The sequence below is a fragment of the Limnohabitans sp. JirII-29 genome (assembly GCF_003063395.1).
In the GTDB taxonomy this organism is placed as follows: Bacteria; Pseudomonadota; Gammaproteobacteria; order Burkholderiales; family Burkholderiaceae_C; genus Limnohabitans.
Genome location: NZ_NESB01000005.1, coordinates 217,076 through 233,660, shown reverse-complemented (window position 1 = coordinate 233,660; position 16,585 = coordinate 217,076). Strand labels below are relative to the sequence as shown.

Below are 16,585 nucleotides of genomic sequence, written 5' to 3'. Positions count from 1 at the left end.
TTGAATTCAAGTGAGTGAGTGCGGCGAATGAGAGTTTTGGGATGCATAGGTGTCCACCAAATTTAAGTGGACACCATCGTCTGGCCAAATAGATTTAACTTCAATATGGGATAACTGGACGCTCACAATAAAAAAGGCGCACTACCAAGCAATGCGCCTTTGGGGTCTGGGGTGAACGATTTAGAACCGTGTCCCGATAGATAAAGAGTAGCCTTTGGCACTGATTCCATCTTTGTCAAAGTAACTCATATAGTCCAATTGACCATACACAGACTTGGTGATGTTGGTCTGTACACCAAGACCGTAGATAAAGTCTGTTCCTGTGTGTGCACCTGCTGCTGACGCAGTGATATTCGCATGCGACCAACCCACACGGGCAAATAAATCTGTATTTTCAGTCAGAGCCATTTTGGGTTTAAGGGCAATACCGTAATTCGATGTCGTGCCTTCAAATCCTACGCGACTGTCTTTAGACAGGGTGGTCATGTACATACCTTCCACGGCTAAATTCTGGTTGATGTCTTTTCCCAAAATAAAGCGTACAGTTTTAGGTGTCGATGTGCCACCTGCGTCACTCTTGAGATCAATGGGGGCATAGCCAACTTCACCATAGAAGCCAAGATCTGACGACTGCCGACTCTGGCCATGTGCGCTGAATACTGCAAGAGTTGTTAAAAGGGAAACTGTGATGAAGCGAGAGATATGCATAAGAAGTCCTTTGATAAAGAAATGCATCTTTGCACTCAGTTGTTTCTAAGTCTGTGTGGTGCCGTACGCAATTAAAAGAAAAATTATGTTTGATACCGCACATATAAAGCAGCTTTAAATTTTTTAACAGTCTGCTCAGTTACGCACATACACTGAGAGTGCGTGAAGATAGCCTTTGCTATACAGAATACGAAAGCCTGTTTGAATATTTCACAAAATAGTTTGCTGGAAAAACTTGCACTATCAGATCAAGCCATGATGGCGAAGCTGTGTGAGTTCACCACGTTGAAGGTCGGTGATGTGATCGGTAGTCCGACAAGCGAAAAGAGTTATGTCTATTTTCTTTTGAGTGCATGCGTTGCCATGGTTGTTCGTCCTACAGGCGGAACGATGGGGTTGGCCGTAGGACTTGTTGGCTCTGAAGGTGCAGTCGGCCTGCAACATGCTTTCGGGCTAGGTGCCGGCAATGTGACTTTGATTGTTCAAGCATCAGGTCTTGCTTTACGTATCGACGGTCTGACGATACAACGTGTGTTGAAAAAGAAACCAGAAATCCTCATGTTATTTTCGCGGTATCTATGGTCGGTGTACCAAGAGGTGGCATTCTTAGCGGCATTGATGCAAATGCAAGATATCAAATCAAGGTTGGCTGGATGGCTTTTATTAAGTTCGATACGCAGCGACTCACTTCAGCTCAAGCTCACTCAGACATATCTTGCCGATATGTTGGGTGTGAGAAGAAGCAGCGTGACGTTGGCGGCGCTTGAATTAAAGCAGCAAGGCATCATCAGTTACTCGCGAGGGTATTTGAACATCCTCAACGATAAGGCTTTGAAAGCAGAAGCGCATTGGGTTCTTTGAATTTTGAACATATGCTTCAAATATGAAGTGGGTTGGCAGACAGACGAAATTAATCGATTCTTCAAAAATGGCCTGCGCGCTAAATACTGGCGTGCAAGTTGAAGTTTCTATTAATTTTTGAAAGTAACACCATGACATTGATCGATACGAAAAAACACGACACATCCAGTGCCCATACTGTGCAACAACATCATGTGCAGGCGGCAGAGCATCTTGAATTGGCTGCGAAATCGCACAAAGAAGTCGCGAAGCTGATCAGCTCAGGAGATCACAAAGACGTTGCATCTCATGTAGAAATGGCAAAGACTCATACAGCTCATGCTGCAGACCATGTGGTGGAAGCGAATAGAAAAAGTTTGGCCACGTCAACCGTGAATAAGTAAAGAACTTGCATCAGCTCAAAGCCGTCAGACTTCAAAATCTGACGGCTTTTTTATGGCTATTTCATTTGATCCCGATCTACGGCCTCTTGAATCAGTTGGCCCATATACGCGAGGTATCGATCTGTTCTTGGTAATGGCACGAGGTATTTAGTTCGACGGTTGATGCCATGAAATACCAAGTCAATCAACTTCTCTGACTGTAAAAAATCAAGACGTCTATGCAATGTGGATGGACTCGCAATGTGGGCGAGTCGCATAGCCTGCGACACGGTCAGGGCCATGCCCATGGAGTCCGCAATCACAATTCGTTCTAAAAGATTTTGGTATTCGGCTTTTATTTTCTCCGACAAGCCATGCACCGATTTTTTTTCCGCTTGCATCAAAAAATCAATATATAAACTTTTATAAGACATGATGATTTCCCGAAAAACTAAAAAAAACGGCACGATATTTCTACCGTGCCGTCTTGGCAGATGGCAATTACTTCTTGGCTGGTCGTGAACCCGTGACGTCGACATCGACGCGACGGTCAGGTTCCAAGCAGGCAATCACTGCAGCCGAGGTTTTGATGTTTTTGCAATCGCCCGCCGATGTCACAGGTGATGCGCTACCTTTCCCAATGGTTGTGATCTTGGCAGCATTCAGTCCACTGTTGCTGACCAAGTAGGCTTTGACCGCATCTGCCCGTTGCAGCGATAACTTCTCGTTGTAGATTTGTGTGCCAATTCGGTCGGTGTGACCTTCGATGGTGATGTGATCAAACTCAACGCCCTGCAATTCATTGGTGAACTTGTCTAGTGCGTGTTTGCCTGAAGGACTGATTGCCGCGCGGTCAAATCCAAAAAGAACGTCAGCATTGAAGCTTACACGTAAGCGCTCTGGAACGACAACAGGAGCGGTGGCTGGTGGCTCGACAGGGGCAGGTTGTGACACGATGATCACTGGTGCAGGCGTCGGTGCTTGTTCATAAATCACACGTTCGACCACTTTGGGCGCGGGCTCTGCGGTACGACCAAACGGGAAGACCAAGCTCAGGGAGGCGACGTTGATATCGCCTTTGTTGCCAACTGCATCGTTGACGCGATAACGTTCCAATTCTCCGCGCAAGGTCATGGAAGTGCTGAACTGATATGAAAATCCAAAGCCAGCTTTGTAATTGGTTTCAGTTTTGTGAGGCGTGGCATCGATCACGCTGACCCCACCCGTGGTGGTGAAGGTGTCGCGCGCGCGGGCATTGTGCACGCCAACACGACCCAACAGTGATAGCTGATTGTTGATGGGCATGGTTCCCACCAAATCCAAGTTGATGCCATCAATCTTGATGCGTCCATCCAAGCTACCCGTGGGTGTGGTGGTGGATTTGAAGCCAAACTCCCCTAGATTGAAGTAGCCGGCTTCCACGCCCCAGTAGGGGTTGAACTGATAGCCACCAAACGCTTTGTAGGCACCGTCATGTGTGTCGTGGGTCATCGTGGTGGTTGTGAATCCTGAATTGAGCAAGCTCGCATTGATGCGGTCGTCGTCAATCTTGGATTGCGCTTGACCAATACCTAGACCACCGTAGTACTGGCCCGCTTGTTGTGCCAGCGCCGAGTTGGTGCTGAGCAGGCTAAGTCCTGCCAGACTGGCAAGGCATATTGCATGGAGTTTTTTCATGTGTTTCTTTCGAGGGTTAAAAAATCGGAGGAATTAAGGGGTTGTGATGATGGTGTTGACCATCGTCACCGAGGCATTGAGGCCAATGGCGCGGCCCGTCAAGTAAGTCAGTGCGGTTTGCCCAGAGGTAGAGATAGTGACGCCAGCGCTGGCAATGATGGTGCCCAGCATGGTGCTGCCGTTTTCAATGCGAGCTGCACTGCCTACTTGCCAAAATACATTCTTCGCTTGTGCGCCGTTCAGCAAAAGAACGGAACGTGGCGTAGCCGTCAAACCAATCGTCAAAGACGATGGAACTTGAAAAATCCACACGGCATCGGGGTCGCCTTGCGCATCGAGCGTCAAATTGCCTGTCGTGATGTCAAAAGAGCCTCCAGGCGCGGTGTATATCCCCGGTGTCAAGGTGGCACCAGCCAGTGAGCTGCTGGAGTACAAATTGGCCGTCATGCCCGCCATGTTGTCGTAGGCCAGCTGCGCATCTGCTGCAGCCTGTGTGGCAATGGCCATCGTGGCCGTTGTGCCTGGCAGTGGCGCGTTGCAGTAAATGCTGCCATTCACTGCGCCGATGTTCAACGTGGTTTCGGTGTACACATTGCTGGCGTCGTGAAAGCCGGTGATGGCCGTGCAAACCGCCGTCGTGCCCAAGTCACCATTGACGATGGTGTTGACGCCTTGATTGGTCGCGCCAGCGCCGCCACCAAAGCTGCCGTATGACGCAACGGTACGAAGATTCACCGCACTCAAACATGCTTGTGTGCCGGTGGTGAACCCCCAAGTTTTAGCGGTCGCCAAGCCATTACCTGCCAAGTCGGTTGCACCTACTTTGACGGTCGCTACAAACGCCGTGCTGGGCGCAAAACCTGCTGTTGCGGATGCTGTGAACGTGCCTACTTTGTTGGATGCGTCATATGTGACGGTGCCTGCCACCGCAACCCCTGCGTTCGTGACGGTCACGTTGGTATCGTTGATCGTCGCCGCATCCATGGCCTCACTGAATGTGGCACTGACGGTCTTGGTCAGGCATACATCGGTTGCAGCATCCGTTGGGCTCACCGTGGTCACTGTGGGTGGTGTGGTGTCCCCTGAACTGCCTGTCGTGAACGTCCACGCACGGTCAACTAAGAGCGCGTTGCCTGCCAAGTCTTGGGCTGAAGTGCTGACAGTGGCTGTATAAGTGGCATTCGAGCTCAATGCAGCGGTAGGGCTGAATGTCGCGGTCTTGCTGGAATCGGCATAGGTGACGGTGCCAGCCACAGTGACGCCGGGCGTGCCCGCTGTGACATTGGCCAGAGAAAAGCTACTGCTGACGAGCGTGGCATTCATGCTCTCGCTGAACGTTGCCGTGACTTTTGTGTTGGTAGCAACCGAAGTAGCGGCCTCAACTGGGGTAATCACTGTGATTGTGGGACGCGTTGTGTCCGTTGACAGTGATACGGTGAAAAGCCATACGTAGTTCTCAGGCAGTGAGTATCCGTCACTGGATTTAGCGGACGTGGTGACCGTGCCCTGACAAATTTTCCCGGCAGGCAACACTGCAGAAGGCTGCAAAGTCGCGATATGGTTGGTAGCGTCGTAACTCACGCTTGAAGACACATCAGTGAGTTCACTGCCGACTCCCGAAATCGGGCACGCCACGCTAAAGCTGCTGCTGACGCTGCTCTCGCTCATCGCCTTGTTGAACGTCACTGTTACTTCTGCGTTGGTCGCTACACTTGAAGCACCACTTGTAGGACTGGTTGCTTGTACAGACGGAGTCATTCCAGCACCAGGGGTGCCTAAGATCGGGTCTTGTCCGCCACTGCCGCCGCAACCCACCAAATACATGATCACGGACACGCTCAAAGCGAGTTGACGGACTCTTTTGAGTTGGAGGAAGGGGCTCATAAGTTCTTTCGTTTGGCGTATCCGTTTGAATACATTCCATGGAACTTATTTGAGAAGAGTTCAATCAGATCGTCTGTTCGATAACGAACTTACTTTTTAATTTATTTATTCAAACAGCGTGTCTTAGCGTACAGACGTATGTTGCGCTGCACTTTAAATTCAAAGATTCAAGCAGTTCATCTATTTCCGCAACCCTCTAACCCTAAAGGATATTTCTATGAAAATTCGCAACACTTTGATGACTTCCATCATTGCATTGGTCATCGTCACAACCGCCGGTTGTGCCGTCACGCGTGACCAAGAAACTGTCGGTGCTTATGTAGACGACAGCGTCATCACCACCACGGTGAAGAGCCGATTTTTTGATGACAAAAGCGTCGATGGATCTTCTATCAGCGTCGAAACGCTCAACGGTACGGTGATGTTGTCGGGCTTTGCAAAAAATCCGAACGAAAAAAGAATGGCAGAAAGCATTGCCTACAAAGTCAAAGGCGTTAAAAGCGTGAAAAACGACTTGTTGGTTCGCCCGTAAGCAGACCTGGTTTTTTTCAAGGTTGCCCCGATGCAGTCAAATGCATCGGGGTTTTTTTGCGTTATTTAGATTTGTTGATTTCGTGTCCAAGGTAGCCTCCAACAGCCGCGCCACCCAAAGTCCCTGCGGTGCTACCGCCAGTCAAAATAGAGCCACCAATAGCGCCCGCTCCTGCGCCAACAGCGGTAGATTTATCTTGTGCTGACATGCCGGCACAACCGGTGATTGTTGTAAAAATCAATGCGGTAATGCCCGCAGATAAGCTTCGTTCAAAGGTATACATAGAGTGCCTCTTTCATGTGAGTGTCAATGACGTTCGCACGGTGCGAACCCTACACAAGGTAGAGCGTTTCAACCAATGTGTCTGTACGGCGAGTCACTTTGTGCGACATCAGACAGACCGCAAGATCAATCGGTCTTAATCTCGGGCTGTATTCATCCACCACTGAGAAAGAAGTCCCGTATGACTGACCGTAAATCTGTTCACGACAAAGTTGAGACGCTGAGCGCTGATATCGCTGAGACGGTGCAAGATCTCATGCATGAGGCCAAGCCCATGCTGCACCGCGTCACGGACCGCATGACCGACCGCGTGAGCGAATTGGCCCATCAAGGCATGAATGCTGCCTGCGAGGGAGAACACCACATGGAAAGTAAAGCCCACGACCTGACGGACCATGCGGCGCACATGATTCGTCACGAGCCATTCAAAGCCATGTTGATCGCGGCGGGTATTGGCGCAGCGGCTGTTGCGTTGGTGGGCTTGATGTCACGCCCGCATCCACATTCGCGTGTGCATTCTCATTGATGGCGCATATGCTGCTCAAACTTATTGTCAAGCAGCCTAACTTGCTGCTGACCCACGCTCAAAACTATGCAGACTTGTTGGTCGAAGAAGTCCAACGTGCTGTACTCACCTGGAAGCTGCGCCTGTTGCTGTATGCGTTGAGTGGCGCATTACTGGGGCTTGGCATTGTGTCCAGCACAGCGTCTTTGCTGTTGTGGGGGGCGCTACCTCTGCTCAACCCACAAAACGCTTGGGTGCTGGTTGTTTTGCCATTTTTTTTGGTAGGACTGAGTGTCTGTTTTTATCTTGCTGCCAGTCGCTACAAAGTTGAGCCACTCTTTGAAGACATTCAGGAGCAACTGAAATTAGACATGCAGGCTATTTGTCAGACCTCTCCCAAATGAAAAAGCCACCACGCGTCAAAAACGTACTGACCGCCAAGCAGCGCTTGGCGGTCAGCCGTCATTTGTTGGTGGTTGCCTTGGAAGAACCTGTGTGGCTGTCTGTTGTGCAATGGTGGGCCAATCGCGGTGCGCGTCATGCACAGCGAAAATTGGCGGGTCGTGAGCAGTTGCAGGTTAATGCGCAATCAAATCAGGCAACAGACGGTCATACTCCGTCTTGACCACGGCGTAGCACTCGCAGGTACGTGCCTCTAATCCTGGGCGATCTAGCACCTCAATGTTGCCACGTGCGTAGCTGATCAGTCCTGCTTTTTGCAAGCGTCCTGCAGCCTCTGTCACACCTTCACGTCGCACCCCTAGCATGTTGGCAATCAGCTCTTGCGTCATCACCAAATGGCTGCCTGTCAGCCTGTCCATGCTCAGCAAAAGCCAGCGACAGAGTTGTTGGTCGAGCGAGTGGTGGCGGTTACACACCGCAGTTTGTGTCATTTGTGTGATCAAAGCTTGCGTATAACGCAACAACAGGTGCATCACCGGCAGGGATTGCTTGAACTCATCTTTGAGGATGTGAGCGCTCAATCGATAGCTCTTGCCAGCACTTTGCACCACGGCTCGGCTTGGCGTTGTTTCCCCGCCCATGAAGAGGGAAACCCCAACCAGGCCCTCATTGCCGACCACAGCAATTTCAGCGGAAGCACCATTCTCAAGAACAAACAACAAAGAGACGATGGCATTGACTGGGAAGTAAACGTATTGCATCTTCCCACCAGACTCATACAGCACCTGACCCAGTTTCAAGTCAATCAATTCGAGGTGTGGCTGCCAGCGCTGCCATTCGCTCTTTGGCAATGCGGACAACAGATGGTTGCCAGATTTATCAATTGCAATGACCATATTTACTCCTATCAATAGAGTAAATGTAGTTTCTAAATACACTTTTATATGTTCGATGACGAACATTTGTAGAAAATTGATGAAAAACAACAAAAACTCCCAGGCCCATCATCTCTTGCAGTTTTTGTTGACTCAATGGCCTGTGCATCCCTTGTTGTGCTTCTGACTTTCTCACAAGGTGAGCAAAGTTTTGTCCACCACGCTGTGAACACCGGGCACTGCCCAAGCCGCGTGCAAGGCTGCTTGGCGTTCCCCCCAGTTGTCGGCAAAGCCACTGAGAACCACATCGCCTCCGTTGACTTGCACCTGAATCCGTTTGGCGTTCAGGCTGGCATGACGCGCCAAGGCAGCTTCGATATCGTGTCGGACATTGGCTGCAATCACATGGGGTTTGATACCAATCAGATTGCTCACGCCTCGCACCCCTGTCACATGACGTATGGCTTCTGCTGCAGCCAACTTTTGGTATTGCCAATCGACGTTGCCAGAGAGCGTGATCCATCCGTTATCGATCAACACCTTGACGGCGTCGCAAATGCCAGAGGTCATGCACTGAAGGGCGTTGTTGGCTGCACGAACGATGTCTTGGTCATCGCGTTGACTCAGAGCAGGAAGCTTCACATCCAACTCCACCACCAGGGCTTTCATACCGTGCACGCGCTGTGCGGCACGCTCAGCATCCCATTTTTCTAAAAAGCTGCTGACATGCCCACTCAAGGTCACGATGCCTTGGTCAACGGTGACGCCAATGTGGGACGCTTCTAGCGCGGGGTCACAGGCTAATTCGGCCATGACGTCTTGTTGAAGTTGAATGCTGGTTTTCATAAAAATTTCACTGAGGGCGTTGAATATCTGCTGCTGGGTTACTTCTTGCCATCTGACTTGACCTTGGCCTTGTCTTTTGCGATGACGGTTTTCTCGCTCTTGATGTCGAGCTTGTCTTGTTCTACCTGTGCGGAATCTTTGGATTGCGCAGATGCGCGACCGGATGAGGTGTTCGCCTTGAGCTTTTTCTCATCCTGTTTGAGTTTGCTTTGATCTGCCTTGAGGGCTGAGCGGTCCGATTGCAGCTGTTTTTCGTCCTGCACGACTTGGGCACTGGGTTGTGCTGCGGCTGCGCCTGTCATGAGCAATAAGGAAATGGCCAAAATTTTGGTCGCATTGCGTTGAATTAATTCGGTCATCGTGGGCACTTTCAAAAATGGAGGATTCGGTGTATTTAGCGTTTCATCTCAAGGGCGCAGTCTGCGGGACCATGCTGGCTTCGTCTGTCTGTTGACGTACCAAGGTCCAGCTTGGTCGCTGTCGTTACTTCGTTTCCGGCGTGCCGGTGTCCACCATGCCTTCACTCAGCTGCATGCGTGCAGCCTGACCCAAGGCCAAATACTTTTGCTTGAAAATTTGCAAACTCTCTTGCTCTAGTTCCTCCAAATCCAGCAAGGCGTTGTGCGCACCTTGGGTGGCGCGTATCAACTCATCGAGCTTGAGTTGAATGGCTTCGGTGTCACGGTTTTGCGTGTTCTGAATGAGAAAAACCATCAAGAAGGTGATGATGGTGGTGCCCGTATTGATCACCAATTGCCAGGTGTCGCTGAAGCCAAAGAGCGGGCCACTCAGCAGCCAAAAGCAAATGATGGCCACTGCTGTGGCAAATACAAATGGACGCCCACAAATGCGGGAGGTCTTCTTCGCAAAAACTGCATAGCCATTGATCTTGGACATCGACGCACTCACAAGCAAATGAATAGGGTCATCTTGCAGTCGACCAGATGAACATTCAGTGCGCTATCGCACGGTTGACAAGGTTGACTTGAGGTCTGATGTCAAGGTGCCCAACCTTATTGCTCCACCACTACCCCTTCACGCTGAGTCTTTCATCACGTCTCCGGAAATCTGGCGTTATGTGTTTGATGCGCTGGACAACCCAGTGTTCCTGCACGACCTGGAATTTCGGGTCATGCTGGCCAACAAGGCGTATTGCAAGATTGCTGAATTCAACGAAAAAGACGCCATTGGGCAGGTCTATTGGCAGGTATTTCCTAAGGGACCGGGGCCTATGCCAGGTTGTCAACTTGCAGCCGCAGGACACGGACATACGGGGAGTCAAGAAGAGGTCACTGTCAATGGACGTTGCTATCTCTCCAAAGGCTACACCGTGCGCAACGAACAAGACACGGCCTTGTATTCCTTGCATGTGTTCACCGATATCACCGAGCAAAAAAAGGCAGAGCGCCAACTGCTTCGCTTCAACCACATGTACCGAACCATCAGCCATGGCAACAAAGCACTGGTGTATGCGAAAAACGAAATCGACTTGGTACGCACCATGTGCCAAGTCTTGGTCAAAGACGGTGGATTCTTGGCCGCTTGGGTGGGCTTTGCTGAACCAGACACCAAGCGCATCCTGCCTGTTGCGGCAGTTGGCACCGATGAAATGGTGATTGCAGGCATGAATCTGACGTGGGAAGACAACCAGAGCATTCATGAACCCACAGGCGTGGCCGTGCGCAGCGGAAAGATCACGGTGTCGCAAGACATTTTGAATGACCCTTTGTGGCTGCCTTGGCGAGACTTGGCCCTTGAACGTGGCTATGCCGCCGCTGCATCGTTTCCACTCAAGGCCAACGACCGGGTGCTGGGTGCCTTGGATATTTATGGTGCAGAGGCCGATGTGTTCGCACCCGATATGTTGGAGTTGCTGGCTGAGTTGGCGGACGACTTGGCCTTTGGCATCAGCAACCTGAGGTCACGCTCAGACCGATTTTTTATTTTGGAGAAACTCGAACAAAGCTTGGACCACGCCATCACCGCGATTGCGGCCACAGTTGAAATGCGTGATCCTTACATCGCGGGGCATCAGCGTCGCGTGGCCAAACTGGCTTCTGCCATTGCCCTTGATTTGGACTTGCCGACCGATCAAATACAAGGTCTGCACATGGCGTGTGTGGTGCATGACATTGGCAAGATCCATGTGCCTGCTGAGATTTTGGTCAATCCAGGCAAGCTCACGGATGCTGAGTTTGAAATCATCAAAACCCACCCTAAGGCAGGGTGGGAAATTCTGAAAGGAATTGATTTCATGTGGCCTGTGGCCGAGATCGTGTACCAGCACCACGAAAAACTCAATGGTTCGGGCTACCCACGTGGACTTCAAGGAGATGCGATCTGCATCGAAGCGCGTATCTTGACTGTGGCCGACGTGGTGGAGGCCATGAGTTCCCTGCGTCCTTACCGTGCGGGTTTGGGTGTGTTCCTCGCCCTGCAAGAAATTTCGCGCAACAAAGGCGTGCTGTACGACACCGCGGTGGTGGAGTCTTGCTTGCGAGTTTTCATGGAAAAAAACTTTGAGTGGTAACCCGCCTCGGGTATGCCGTGCCCTGTTGCGTACGTTGCAGAACGGACGCGTTGCTCAGTAGAGAACATGCTGCGAGATGTGCCACTCGATGTCTGGGTGGCTTGAAAGAAAAGATGTTCAATAAATCGTCGATCGTGGTGCTGGCCTGTTTGATGAATTCGCTCGTTGCCGCACAAACAGCGCCCACTGCTGGCGGGCAAATTCAACAGATTCCACCTGCACCGGTGTCGCCTATCGTGCCGCCTCAACTCGACGTCACGCGCGAATCATCTTCCGCTGTGATGCGTCGCGACGTGACAACGTTTGTTGCCAAGCGCTTGGTGTTTGTGGGGGCCAAGGTCTATTCGTCCGATGAGCTGCTCCAGATGACCGGGTTCACGCCAGAGCAGCCCATGAATTTACAAACCTTGTATGGCATGGCCGACCAAATCACGCAGCGTTATCGGCGTGATGGCTACTTGGTAGCTCAAGCCTACATACCCACGCAAGACGTGAGTGAGGGTGAGGTCAAGATCATCATCTTGGAGGGCGCCTACGGACAAGTGGTCTTGCGCAACACCGCCCCGATGCACGACGCGGTGTTGGCGGATGTGTTGCTGGGCTTGAACAGCGGGGCTCCAATTCTTCAACAACCCCTGGAGAATCGGTTGCTCTTGCTGTCTGATTTGCCGGGGGTGCAAGTCCAGTCTCGGTTGATGCCTGGTTCCACGCTGGGCACCTCTGATTTGTGGGTGGATGTGGCCCCCACAGCACCGGTTTCCGGTAGCGTCGATTTTGACAATGCGGGCAACCGCTACACCGGTACCTACCGCTTGGGTGGCACGCTGAATGTCAACAACCCCACGGGTGCGGCAGATCAAATTTCCTTGCGCGCACTCACCTCAGGCACTGGCTTGAATTACTTTCGTGGTGCCTACCTCAGGCCCGTTGCGGGTTGGCGCGTTGGGGTTGCTTACAGCGAGTTGCGTTATGCCTTGGGGCAAGAGTTTGAGTCACTCCAGGCACATGGCTCTGCCCGCATGGTGTCGCTCTGGGGCACTTACGCCATGGTTCGCTCCAGGGCGTACAACCAATATGTCACCTTGGGCTTAGACCACAAACTGCTGTCAGATCACCAAGACAGTGTGGGGTCCAACACGGAAAAAAGTGTCGATCTATGGACCGCCACCTTGCATGGTGATCAACGTGACACTTGGGGCGGTGGTGGCCTGACACGCTACTCGGTGGGCACATCGCTGGGTACCTTGGACATTCGCACGCCTGAAGCCTTGAGCGCGGACGACAGCACAGCGCGTACACAAGGTGCCTTCAAGAAGCTCAGCTTTAGTTTGACGCGGCACCAAGCGCTGACGCCCACGCTGTCGCTGGTGGCGTCGGCCAGTGGCCAATGGGCTTCCCAAAATTTGAATGCCTCCGAAAAAATGGAGTTAGGCGGCATGTACGGTGTGCGTGCCTACCCCGAGGGCGAGGCCTATGCCGACCAAGGCTATCTGCTCAGCTTGGAGTTGAGAAAGCGCGCGCGCACAGCACCCACGCCTTCGTCGGTCTTGCATTGGGTAGGTTTCATCGACACAGGCCAGGTCAATCTCAACCATCAACCTTGGAGCGATGGCCGCAACCAACGCCAGCTCAGCGGCATTGGTGTGGGTGTGAACTGGGACAAAGCCAATGACTATTTGGTCAAGGCGTTCTATGCCGTCAAGCTCGGTTCAGACACTGCGCAGTCCGCGCCCGATCGTTCGGGCCGCTTTTGGATTCAAACCGTCAAATTCTTTTGATGCTGTACGCCACAGGACACACACCATGCCCCACTTTGACAAACCAATGCGCAACAGGACATTGCCTGCGCTCAAACCCGTCGCGCTGGCCTGCTTGTACTGGGTGGGACAGGCCGTCTATGCACAACCCAGTGCGGGCGTGGTGACGGCAGGGCAGGCCACCATCAGCCGCGCACCGGGTCTCACGACCGTGACGCAAACCACACCCAATGCAGCGCTGCAATGGCAAAGCTTCAACATTCCCAAAGGCGAGGTGGTTCAGTTTGTTCAGCCCAGCCGAAGCTCTGTGGCCTTGAACCGCGTGTTGGGTGCTGAACCCAGCTACATTGCCGGGCAGTTGACGGCCAACGGCCAGGTGTTCTTGATCAATCCGCTGGGCATTGTGTTTGCGCCCAGTTCCTCTGTGAATGTCGGGGGGTTGGTGGCGTCTACGCTCGGTATATCGGATGCGCAGTTCATGCGTCAAGACTATCGGTTCGCAGGCTCCCAAACGGGGGAGGTGCTCAACCAGGGCACCATTCAAACCCCCGATGGGGGCTCGGTGGCATTGCTTGGCGCGCGCGTCAGCAACGAGGGGAGCATCGTCGCCCCACACGGGCGGGTGAGTTTGGCGGCAGGTCAGGCCGTGATGCTGGACGTGTTCGGCAACGCCTTGCTGCACGTGGTGGTACAGCAGGGCCAAGCCAATGCCCAGGTGTCCAATTCAGGCTTGCTGCAAGCTCCTGGTGGGCGCGTACTGCTGACCACGCAAACCGCGTTAGATGGCCTGGCCAACGCGGTGAACAACACAGGTCTGATTCAAGCCCAAACCTTGTCCAACGTGAACGGCAGCATCCAACTGCTCGCCGGGATGAGCCATGGCTTGGTTCGAGTGGGTGGTACCTTGGACGCCAGTGCCCCCAACGGCGGTGACGGGGGCCATGTGGAAACCTCTGCGCAACGCGTGACCGTGGTTGACGGGGCCTACATTGACACCCGCGCCCCTCTGGGCAAAACCGGTTTGTGGTGGCTTGACCCGATCGACTACACCATTGCCGCGTCGCTGGGTGATGAAACGCCTGCACAAGTGACCACCAGTTTGGCATCGACCAACCGCACCATCACGGCCACCCACGACATCACCCTGTCAGATGCTTTGACTTGGACCACTGCCAGAACGCTCACCTTGGATGCTGGCCATGACGTGTTGATCCATGGTGCCGTGACCGCCAGCACAGCGGGTTCCGGGCTGGTGCTGATTGCAGGCAACGATGTCAGCGTGACCTCTGCAATCACGGCCAGTGGCGCAGGATCTGTTCTGACCATGAACGCGGGCCGCAACATCACCAGCACGGCAGCTTTGACAGCCAGTGAGTCCAATACGCAAATTTCGTTGACCGCATTGGGCACTATCAGCACGGGCGTGATCACGGCCAATGCGGGGGGCTCTATTTCGATGAAGGCGAATCAGGATGTGGTGATCAATGGGGCGATCAGCGCCGATGGCGGAACGGTGACGCTGCGTGCCGACCAAGACGGGTCGGGCCCTGGCGTGGCAGCTGGCACCGTGCAGTTTGTGGGGGTGGGTGCCGTGAGTGCACCCAACACCGTCATTCGATTCAACCCCGATGGGTATGCCAACACCAGCAGCGAAATTGCCAGTTATGCCAGCAAAGTCACGGGCGTTTTGGATGCGCGCGCCTGGGTGTTTGAACAGGCCGCGAATAAAAGCTACGACGGGTTGAGCGACGCAGCCTTGTCTTTCAATGGCGATCCGAATACAGACTCTGCAGGTGCCGTGGCACTGGTTGGCTCTGGCGCAAGCTTTGGCACACCGAATGCTGGTGTTGGGAAAACCGTCAGTTACACCGGCTACAGCATTCAAGGTGCCAACGTCAATCGGTTTGAGTTGTTCGATGCAGGCACAGGCAGCGTGCTGGCCAACATCACACCCGCTTTGCTGAGCGTGACCGCCAACAACCAGAGCAAAGGCTATGGCACGACCTTGAGCTTGGATGGCAGCGAGTTCACGGCGGTGGGATTGCAAAACACCGATGCCATCAGCAGCGTGTCGCTCGCCAGTGCTGGCCTGGCGGCCACTGCACCCGTGGCCAACAGCCCTTATGGCGTGACACCCTCAGCGGCCACAGGCAGTTCGTTTGCTGCATCGAACTACACCATCACGTACGTCAACGGTGCGTTGACCATCACACCCGCTTTGCTGAGCGTGACCGCCAACAACCAGAGCAAAGGCTATGGCACCACCTTGAGCTTGGATGGCAGCGAGTTCACGGCGGTGGGCCTGCAAAACACCGACGCCATCAGCAGCGTGTCGCTCGCCAGTGCTGGCCTGGCGGCCACTGCACCCGTGGCCAACAGCCCTTATGGCGTGACACCCTCAGCGGCCACAGGCAGTTCGTTTGCTGCATCGAACTACACCATCACGTACGTCAACGGCGTGTTGACGGTGACGCCCGCGCTGCTGAGCGTGACCGCCAACAACCAGAGCAAAGGCTATGGCACGACCTTGAGCTTGGATGGCAGCGAGTTCACGGCGGTGGGCCTGCAAAACACCGACGCCATCAGCAGCGTGTCGCTCGCCAGTGCTGGCCTGGCGGCCACTGCACCCGTGGCCAACAGCCCTTATGGCGTGACACCCTCTGCGGCCACAGGCAGTTCGTTTGCGGCGTCCAACTACACCATCACGTACGTCAACGGTGCGTTGACCATCACACCCGCTTTGCTGAGCGTGACAGCGAACAACCAGAGCAAAGGCTATGGCACGACCTTGAGCTTGGATGGCAGCGAGTTCACGGCGGTGGGATTGCAAAACACCGACGCCATCAGCAGCGTGTCGCTTGCCAGCACTGGCTTGGCGGCCACTGCCCCCGTGGCCAACAGCCCTTATGGCGTGACACCCTCTGCGGCCACAGGCAGTTCGTTTGCGGCGTCCAACTACACCATCACGTACGTCAACGGCGTGTTGACTGTGACGTCCATCACCCCGCCAACGATACCTGTGACACCCCCGGCAGAACCGCCCTTGCTGCCAACGCCTATGCCACCTGTTTTGGAACTGCCAGAGCTAGGCGTGCCTCTGGCTGACAGCACAGGTTCTGAACCAAAACCCACCAACGACGCACAACTTGTTGAGAACTTGTTGTTTCCGTTGGCCCCAAAGCAAAACGCTCCGTTGCTGATCACACAGGCTCACATGAATCCGCCATTCGTGTCAGACCCTGTGTTATTCACGCTTGAAGCGATCCCTGTGGTGAAGACCGTTCAACCTGCTGACATGCCTCAGACGGTGACGGCTCCGATTGTTGCGTTGCCTGTACGACCACGTCGTCAAGATCGAAATTGA

17 protein-coding genes are annotated in these 16,585 nt (G+C 53.3%); 8 read left to right on the top strand and 9 right to left on the bottom strand.

The window, feature by feature from the left end:
* Positions 1–180: 180 nt before the first annotated feature.
* Entirely contained in the window at positions 181–708 is a 528-nt protein-coding gene (locus tag B9Z39_RS10435) for a porin family protein (protein ID WP_158269493.1), read from the bottom strand.
* A gap of 162 nt (positions 709–870) precedes the next feature.
* Here B9Z39_RS10435 and B9Z39_RS10430 point away from each other — a divergent pair, with 162 nt between their 5' ends.
* Together B9Z39_RS10430 and B9Z39_RS10425 are read left to right on the top strand one after the other, a co-directional pair.
* Positions 871–1,569: a Crp/Fnr family transcriptional regulator gene (locus tag B9Z39_RS10430; RefSeq protein WP_146183317.1), complete on the top strand. Its 699-nt coding sequence runs from the start codon at positions 871–873 to the stop codon at positions 1,567–1,569.
* 131 nt (positions 1,570–1,700) lie between these two features.
* Positions 1,701–1,952, top strand: a complete 252-nt coding sequence (locus tag B9Z39_RS10425; RefSeq protein WP_108301665.1) for a hypothetical protein — start codon at positions 1,701–1,703, stop codon at positions 1,950–1,952.
* A 56-nt stretch (positions 1,953–2,008) separates the two neighbouring features.
* Here B9Z39_RS10425 and B9Z39_RS10420 read toward each other — a convergent pair whose 3' ends face one another.
* The 3 genes from B9Z39_RS10420 to B9Z39_RS10410 form a co-directional block, all read right to left on the bottom strand.
* On the bottom strand, positions 2,009–2,365 hold the full coding sequence (locus tag B9Z39_RS10420) for a hypothetical protein (protein WP_108301664.1): 357 nt from the start codon (positions 2,363–2,365) through the stop codon (positions 2,009–2,011).
* Between the two features lie 67 nt (positions 2,366–2,432).
* Positions 2,433–3,608: an OmpA family protein gene (locus B9Z39_RS10415; protein ID WP_108301663.1), complete on the bottom strand. Its 1,176-nt coding sequence runs from the start codon at positions 3,606–3,608 to the stop codon at positions 2,433–2,435.
* A 33-nt stretch (positions 3,609–3,641) separates the two neighbouring features.
* A complete protein-coding gene (locus B9Z39_RS10410; RefSeq protein ID WP_369908126.1) occupies positions 3,642–5,366 on the bottom strand; it encodes an Ig-like domain-containing protein in 1,725 nt (574 codons plus the stop codon).
* 343 nt (positions 5,367–5,709) lie between these two features.
* On the opposite strand from B9Z39_RS10410, the gene B9Z39_RS10405 reads away from it, so the two are divergent.
* On the top strand, positions 5,710–6,024 hold the full coding sequence (locus B9Z39_RS10405; RefSeq protein WP_108301661.1) for a BON domain-containing protein: 315 nt from the start codon (positions 5,710–5,712) through the stop codon (positions 6,022–6,024).
* Positions 6,025–6,085: 61 nt separating this feature from the next.
* On the opposite strand, the gene B9Z39_RS10400 is transcribed toward B9Z39_RS10405, so the two are convergent.
* On the bottom strand, positions 6,086–6,307 hold the full coding sequence (locus tag B9Z39_RS10400; protein ID WP_108301660.1) for a glycine zipper 2TM domain-containing protein: 222 nt from the start codon (positions 6,305–6,307) through the stop codon (positions 6,086–6,088).
* Between the two features lie 180 nt (positions 6,308–6,487).
* On the opposite strand from B9Z39_RS10400, the gene B9Z39_RS10395 reads away from it, so the two are divergent.
* Positions 6,488–6,832, top strand: a complete 345-nt coding sequence (locus B9Z39_RS10395) for a hypothetical protein (protein ID WP_108301659.1) — start codon at positions 6,488–6,490, stop codon at positions 6,830–6,832.
* Between the two features lie 8 nt (positions 6,833–6,840).
* Positions 6,841–7,215 carry a phage holin family protein gene (locus tag B9Z39_RS10390; protein WP_146183316.1) on the top strand — a complete coding sequence of 125 codons (375 nt, stop codon included), beginning with the start codon at positions 6,841–6,843 and terminating at the stop codon, positions 7,213–7,215.
* Positions 7,216–7,389: 174 nt separating this feature from the next.
* On the opposite strand, the gene B9Z39_RS10380 is transcribed toward B9Z39_RS10390, so the two are convergent.
* From B9Z39_RS10380 to B9Z39_RS10365, 4 genes are all read right to left on the bottom strand, one after another.
* Positions 7,390–8,109, bottom strand: a complete 720-nt coding sequence (locus tag B9Z39_RS10380) for a Crp/Fnr family transcriptional regulator (RefSeq protein ID WP_199221199.1) — start codon at positions 8,107–8,109, stop codon at positions 7,390–7,392.
* A gap of 171 nt (positions 8,110–8,280) precedes the next feature.
* On the bottom strand, positions 8,281–8,934 hold the full coding sequence (locus B9Z39_RS10375; RefSeq protein ID WP_108301656.1) for a BON domain-containing protein: 654 nt from the start codon (positions 8,932–8,934) through the stop codon (positions 8,281–8,283).
* 38 nt (positions 8,935–8,972) lie between these two features.
* Positions 8,973–9,293: a hypothetical protein gene (locus tag B9Z39_RS10370; protein WP_108301655.1), complete on the bottom strand. Its 321-nt coding sequence runs from the start codon at positions 9,291–9,293 to the stop codon at positions 8,973–8,975.
* A 124-nt stretch (positions 9,294–9,417) separates the two neighbouring features.
* Complete coding sequence (locus tag B9Z39_RS10365; RefSeq protein ID WP_108301654.1) at positions 9,418–9,831, bottom strand: low affinity iron permease family protein; 414 nt, start codon at positions 9,829–9,831, stop codon at positions 9,418–9,420.
* Positions 9,832–9,919: 88 nt separating this feature from the next.
* On the opposite strand from B9Z39_RS10365, the gene B9Z39_RS10360 reads away from it, so the two are divergent.
* The 3 genes from B9Z39_RS10360 to B9Z39_RS10350 all read left to right on the top strand — a co-directional run bounded on the left by B9Z39_RS10360 (position 9,920) and on the right by B9Z39_RS10350 (position 16,585).
* Positions 9,920–11,464 carry an HD domain-containing phosphohydrolase gene (locus B9Z39_RS10360; protein WP_158269492.1) on the top strand — a complete coding sequence of 515 codons (1,545 nt, stop codon included), beginning with the start codon at positions 9,920–9,922 and terminating at the stop codon, positions 11,462–11,464.
* 113 nt (positions 11,465–11,577) lie between these two features.
* Complete coding sequence (locus tag B9Z39_RS10355) at positions 11,578–13,242, top strand: ShlB/FhaC/HecB family hemolysin secretion/activation protein (RefSeq protein ID WP_108301652.1); 1,665 nt, start codon at positions 11,578–11,580, stop codon at positions 13,240–13,242.
* 25 nt (positions 13,243–13,267) lie between these two features.
* Positions 13,268–16,585, top strand: coding sequence for an MBG domain-containing protein (locus B9Z39_RS10350; RefSeq protein WP_158269491.1), 3,318 nt, complete (start codon positions 13,268–13,270; stop codon positions 16,583–16,585).

What these genes read in the sequence shown, in the direction of transcription:
- B9Z39_RS10405 (WP_108301661.1), top strand. Translation starts at nt 5,710, where the DNA reads ATGAAAATTCGCAACACTTTGATGACTTCCATCATTGCATTGGTCATC.
- B9Z39_RS10435 (WP_158269493.1), bottom strand. Translation starts at nt 708, where the DNA reads ATGCATATCTCTCGCTTCATCACAGTTTCCCTTTTAACAACTCTTGCA.
- B9Z39_RS10390 (WP_146183316.1), top strand. Translation starts at nt 6,841, where the DNA reads ATGCTGCTCAAACTTATTGTCAAGCAGCCTAACTTGCTGCTGACCCAC.
- B9Z39_RS10365 (WP_108301654.1), bottom strand. Translation starts at nt 9,831, where the DNA reads ATGTCCAAGATCAATGGCTATGCAGTTTTTGCGAAGAAGACCTCCCGC.
- B9Z39_RS10370 (WP_108301655.1), bottom strand. Translation starts at nt 9,293, where the DNA reads ATGACCGAATTAATTCAACGCAATGCGACCAAAATTTTGGCCATTTCC.
- B9Z39_RS10415 (WP_108301663.1), bottom strand. Translation starts at nt 3,608, where the DNA reads ATGAAAAAACTCCATGCAATATGCCTTGCCAGTCTGGCAGGACTTAGC.
- B9Z39_RS10420 (WP_108301664.1), bottom strand. Translation starts at nt 2,365, where the DNA reads ATGTCTTATAAAAGTTTATATATTGATTTTTTGATGCAAGCGGAAAAA.
- B9Z39_RS10380 (WP_199221199.1), bottom strand. Translation starts at nt 8,109, where the DNA reads ATGGTCATTGCAATTGATAAATCTGGCAACCATCTGTTGTCCGCATTG.
- B9Z39_RS10350 (WP_158269491.1), top strand. Translation starts at nt 13,268, where the DNA reads ATGCCCCACTTTGACAAACCAATGCGCAACAGGACATTGCCTGCGCTC.
- B9Z39_RS10355 (WP_108301652.1), top strand. Translation starts at nt 11,578, where the DNA reads ATGTTCAATAAATCGTCGATCGTGGTGCTGGCCTGTTTGATGAATTCG.
- B9Z39_RS10425 (WP_108301665.1), top strand. Translation starts at nt 1,701, where the DNA reads ATGACATTGATCGATACGAAAAAACACGACACATCCAGTGCCCATACT.
- B9Z39_RS10395 (WP_108301659.1), top strand. Translation starts at nt 6,488, where the DNA reads ATGACTGACCGTAAATCTGTTCACGACAAAGTTGAGACGCTGAGCGCT.
- B9Z39_RS10400 (WP_108301660.1), bottom strand. Translation starts at nt 6,307, where the DNA reads ATGTATACCTTTGAACGAAGCTTATCTGCGGGCATTACCGCATTGATT.
- B9Z39_RS10375 (WP_108301656.1), bottom strand. Translation starts at nt 8,934, where the DNA reads ATGAAAACCAGCATTCAACTTCAACAAGACGTCATGGCCGAATTAGCC.
- B9Z39_RS10410 (WP_369908126.1), bottom strand. Translation starts at nt 5,366, where the DNA reads ATGACTCCGTCTGTACAAGCAACCAGTCCTACAAGTGGTGCTTCAAGT.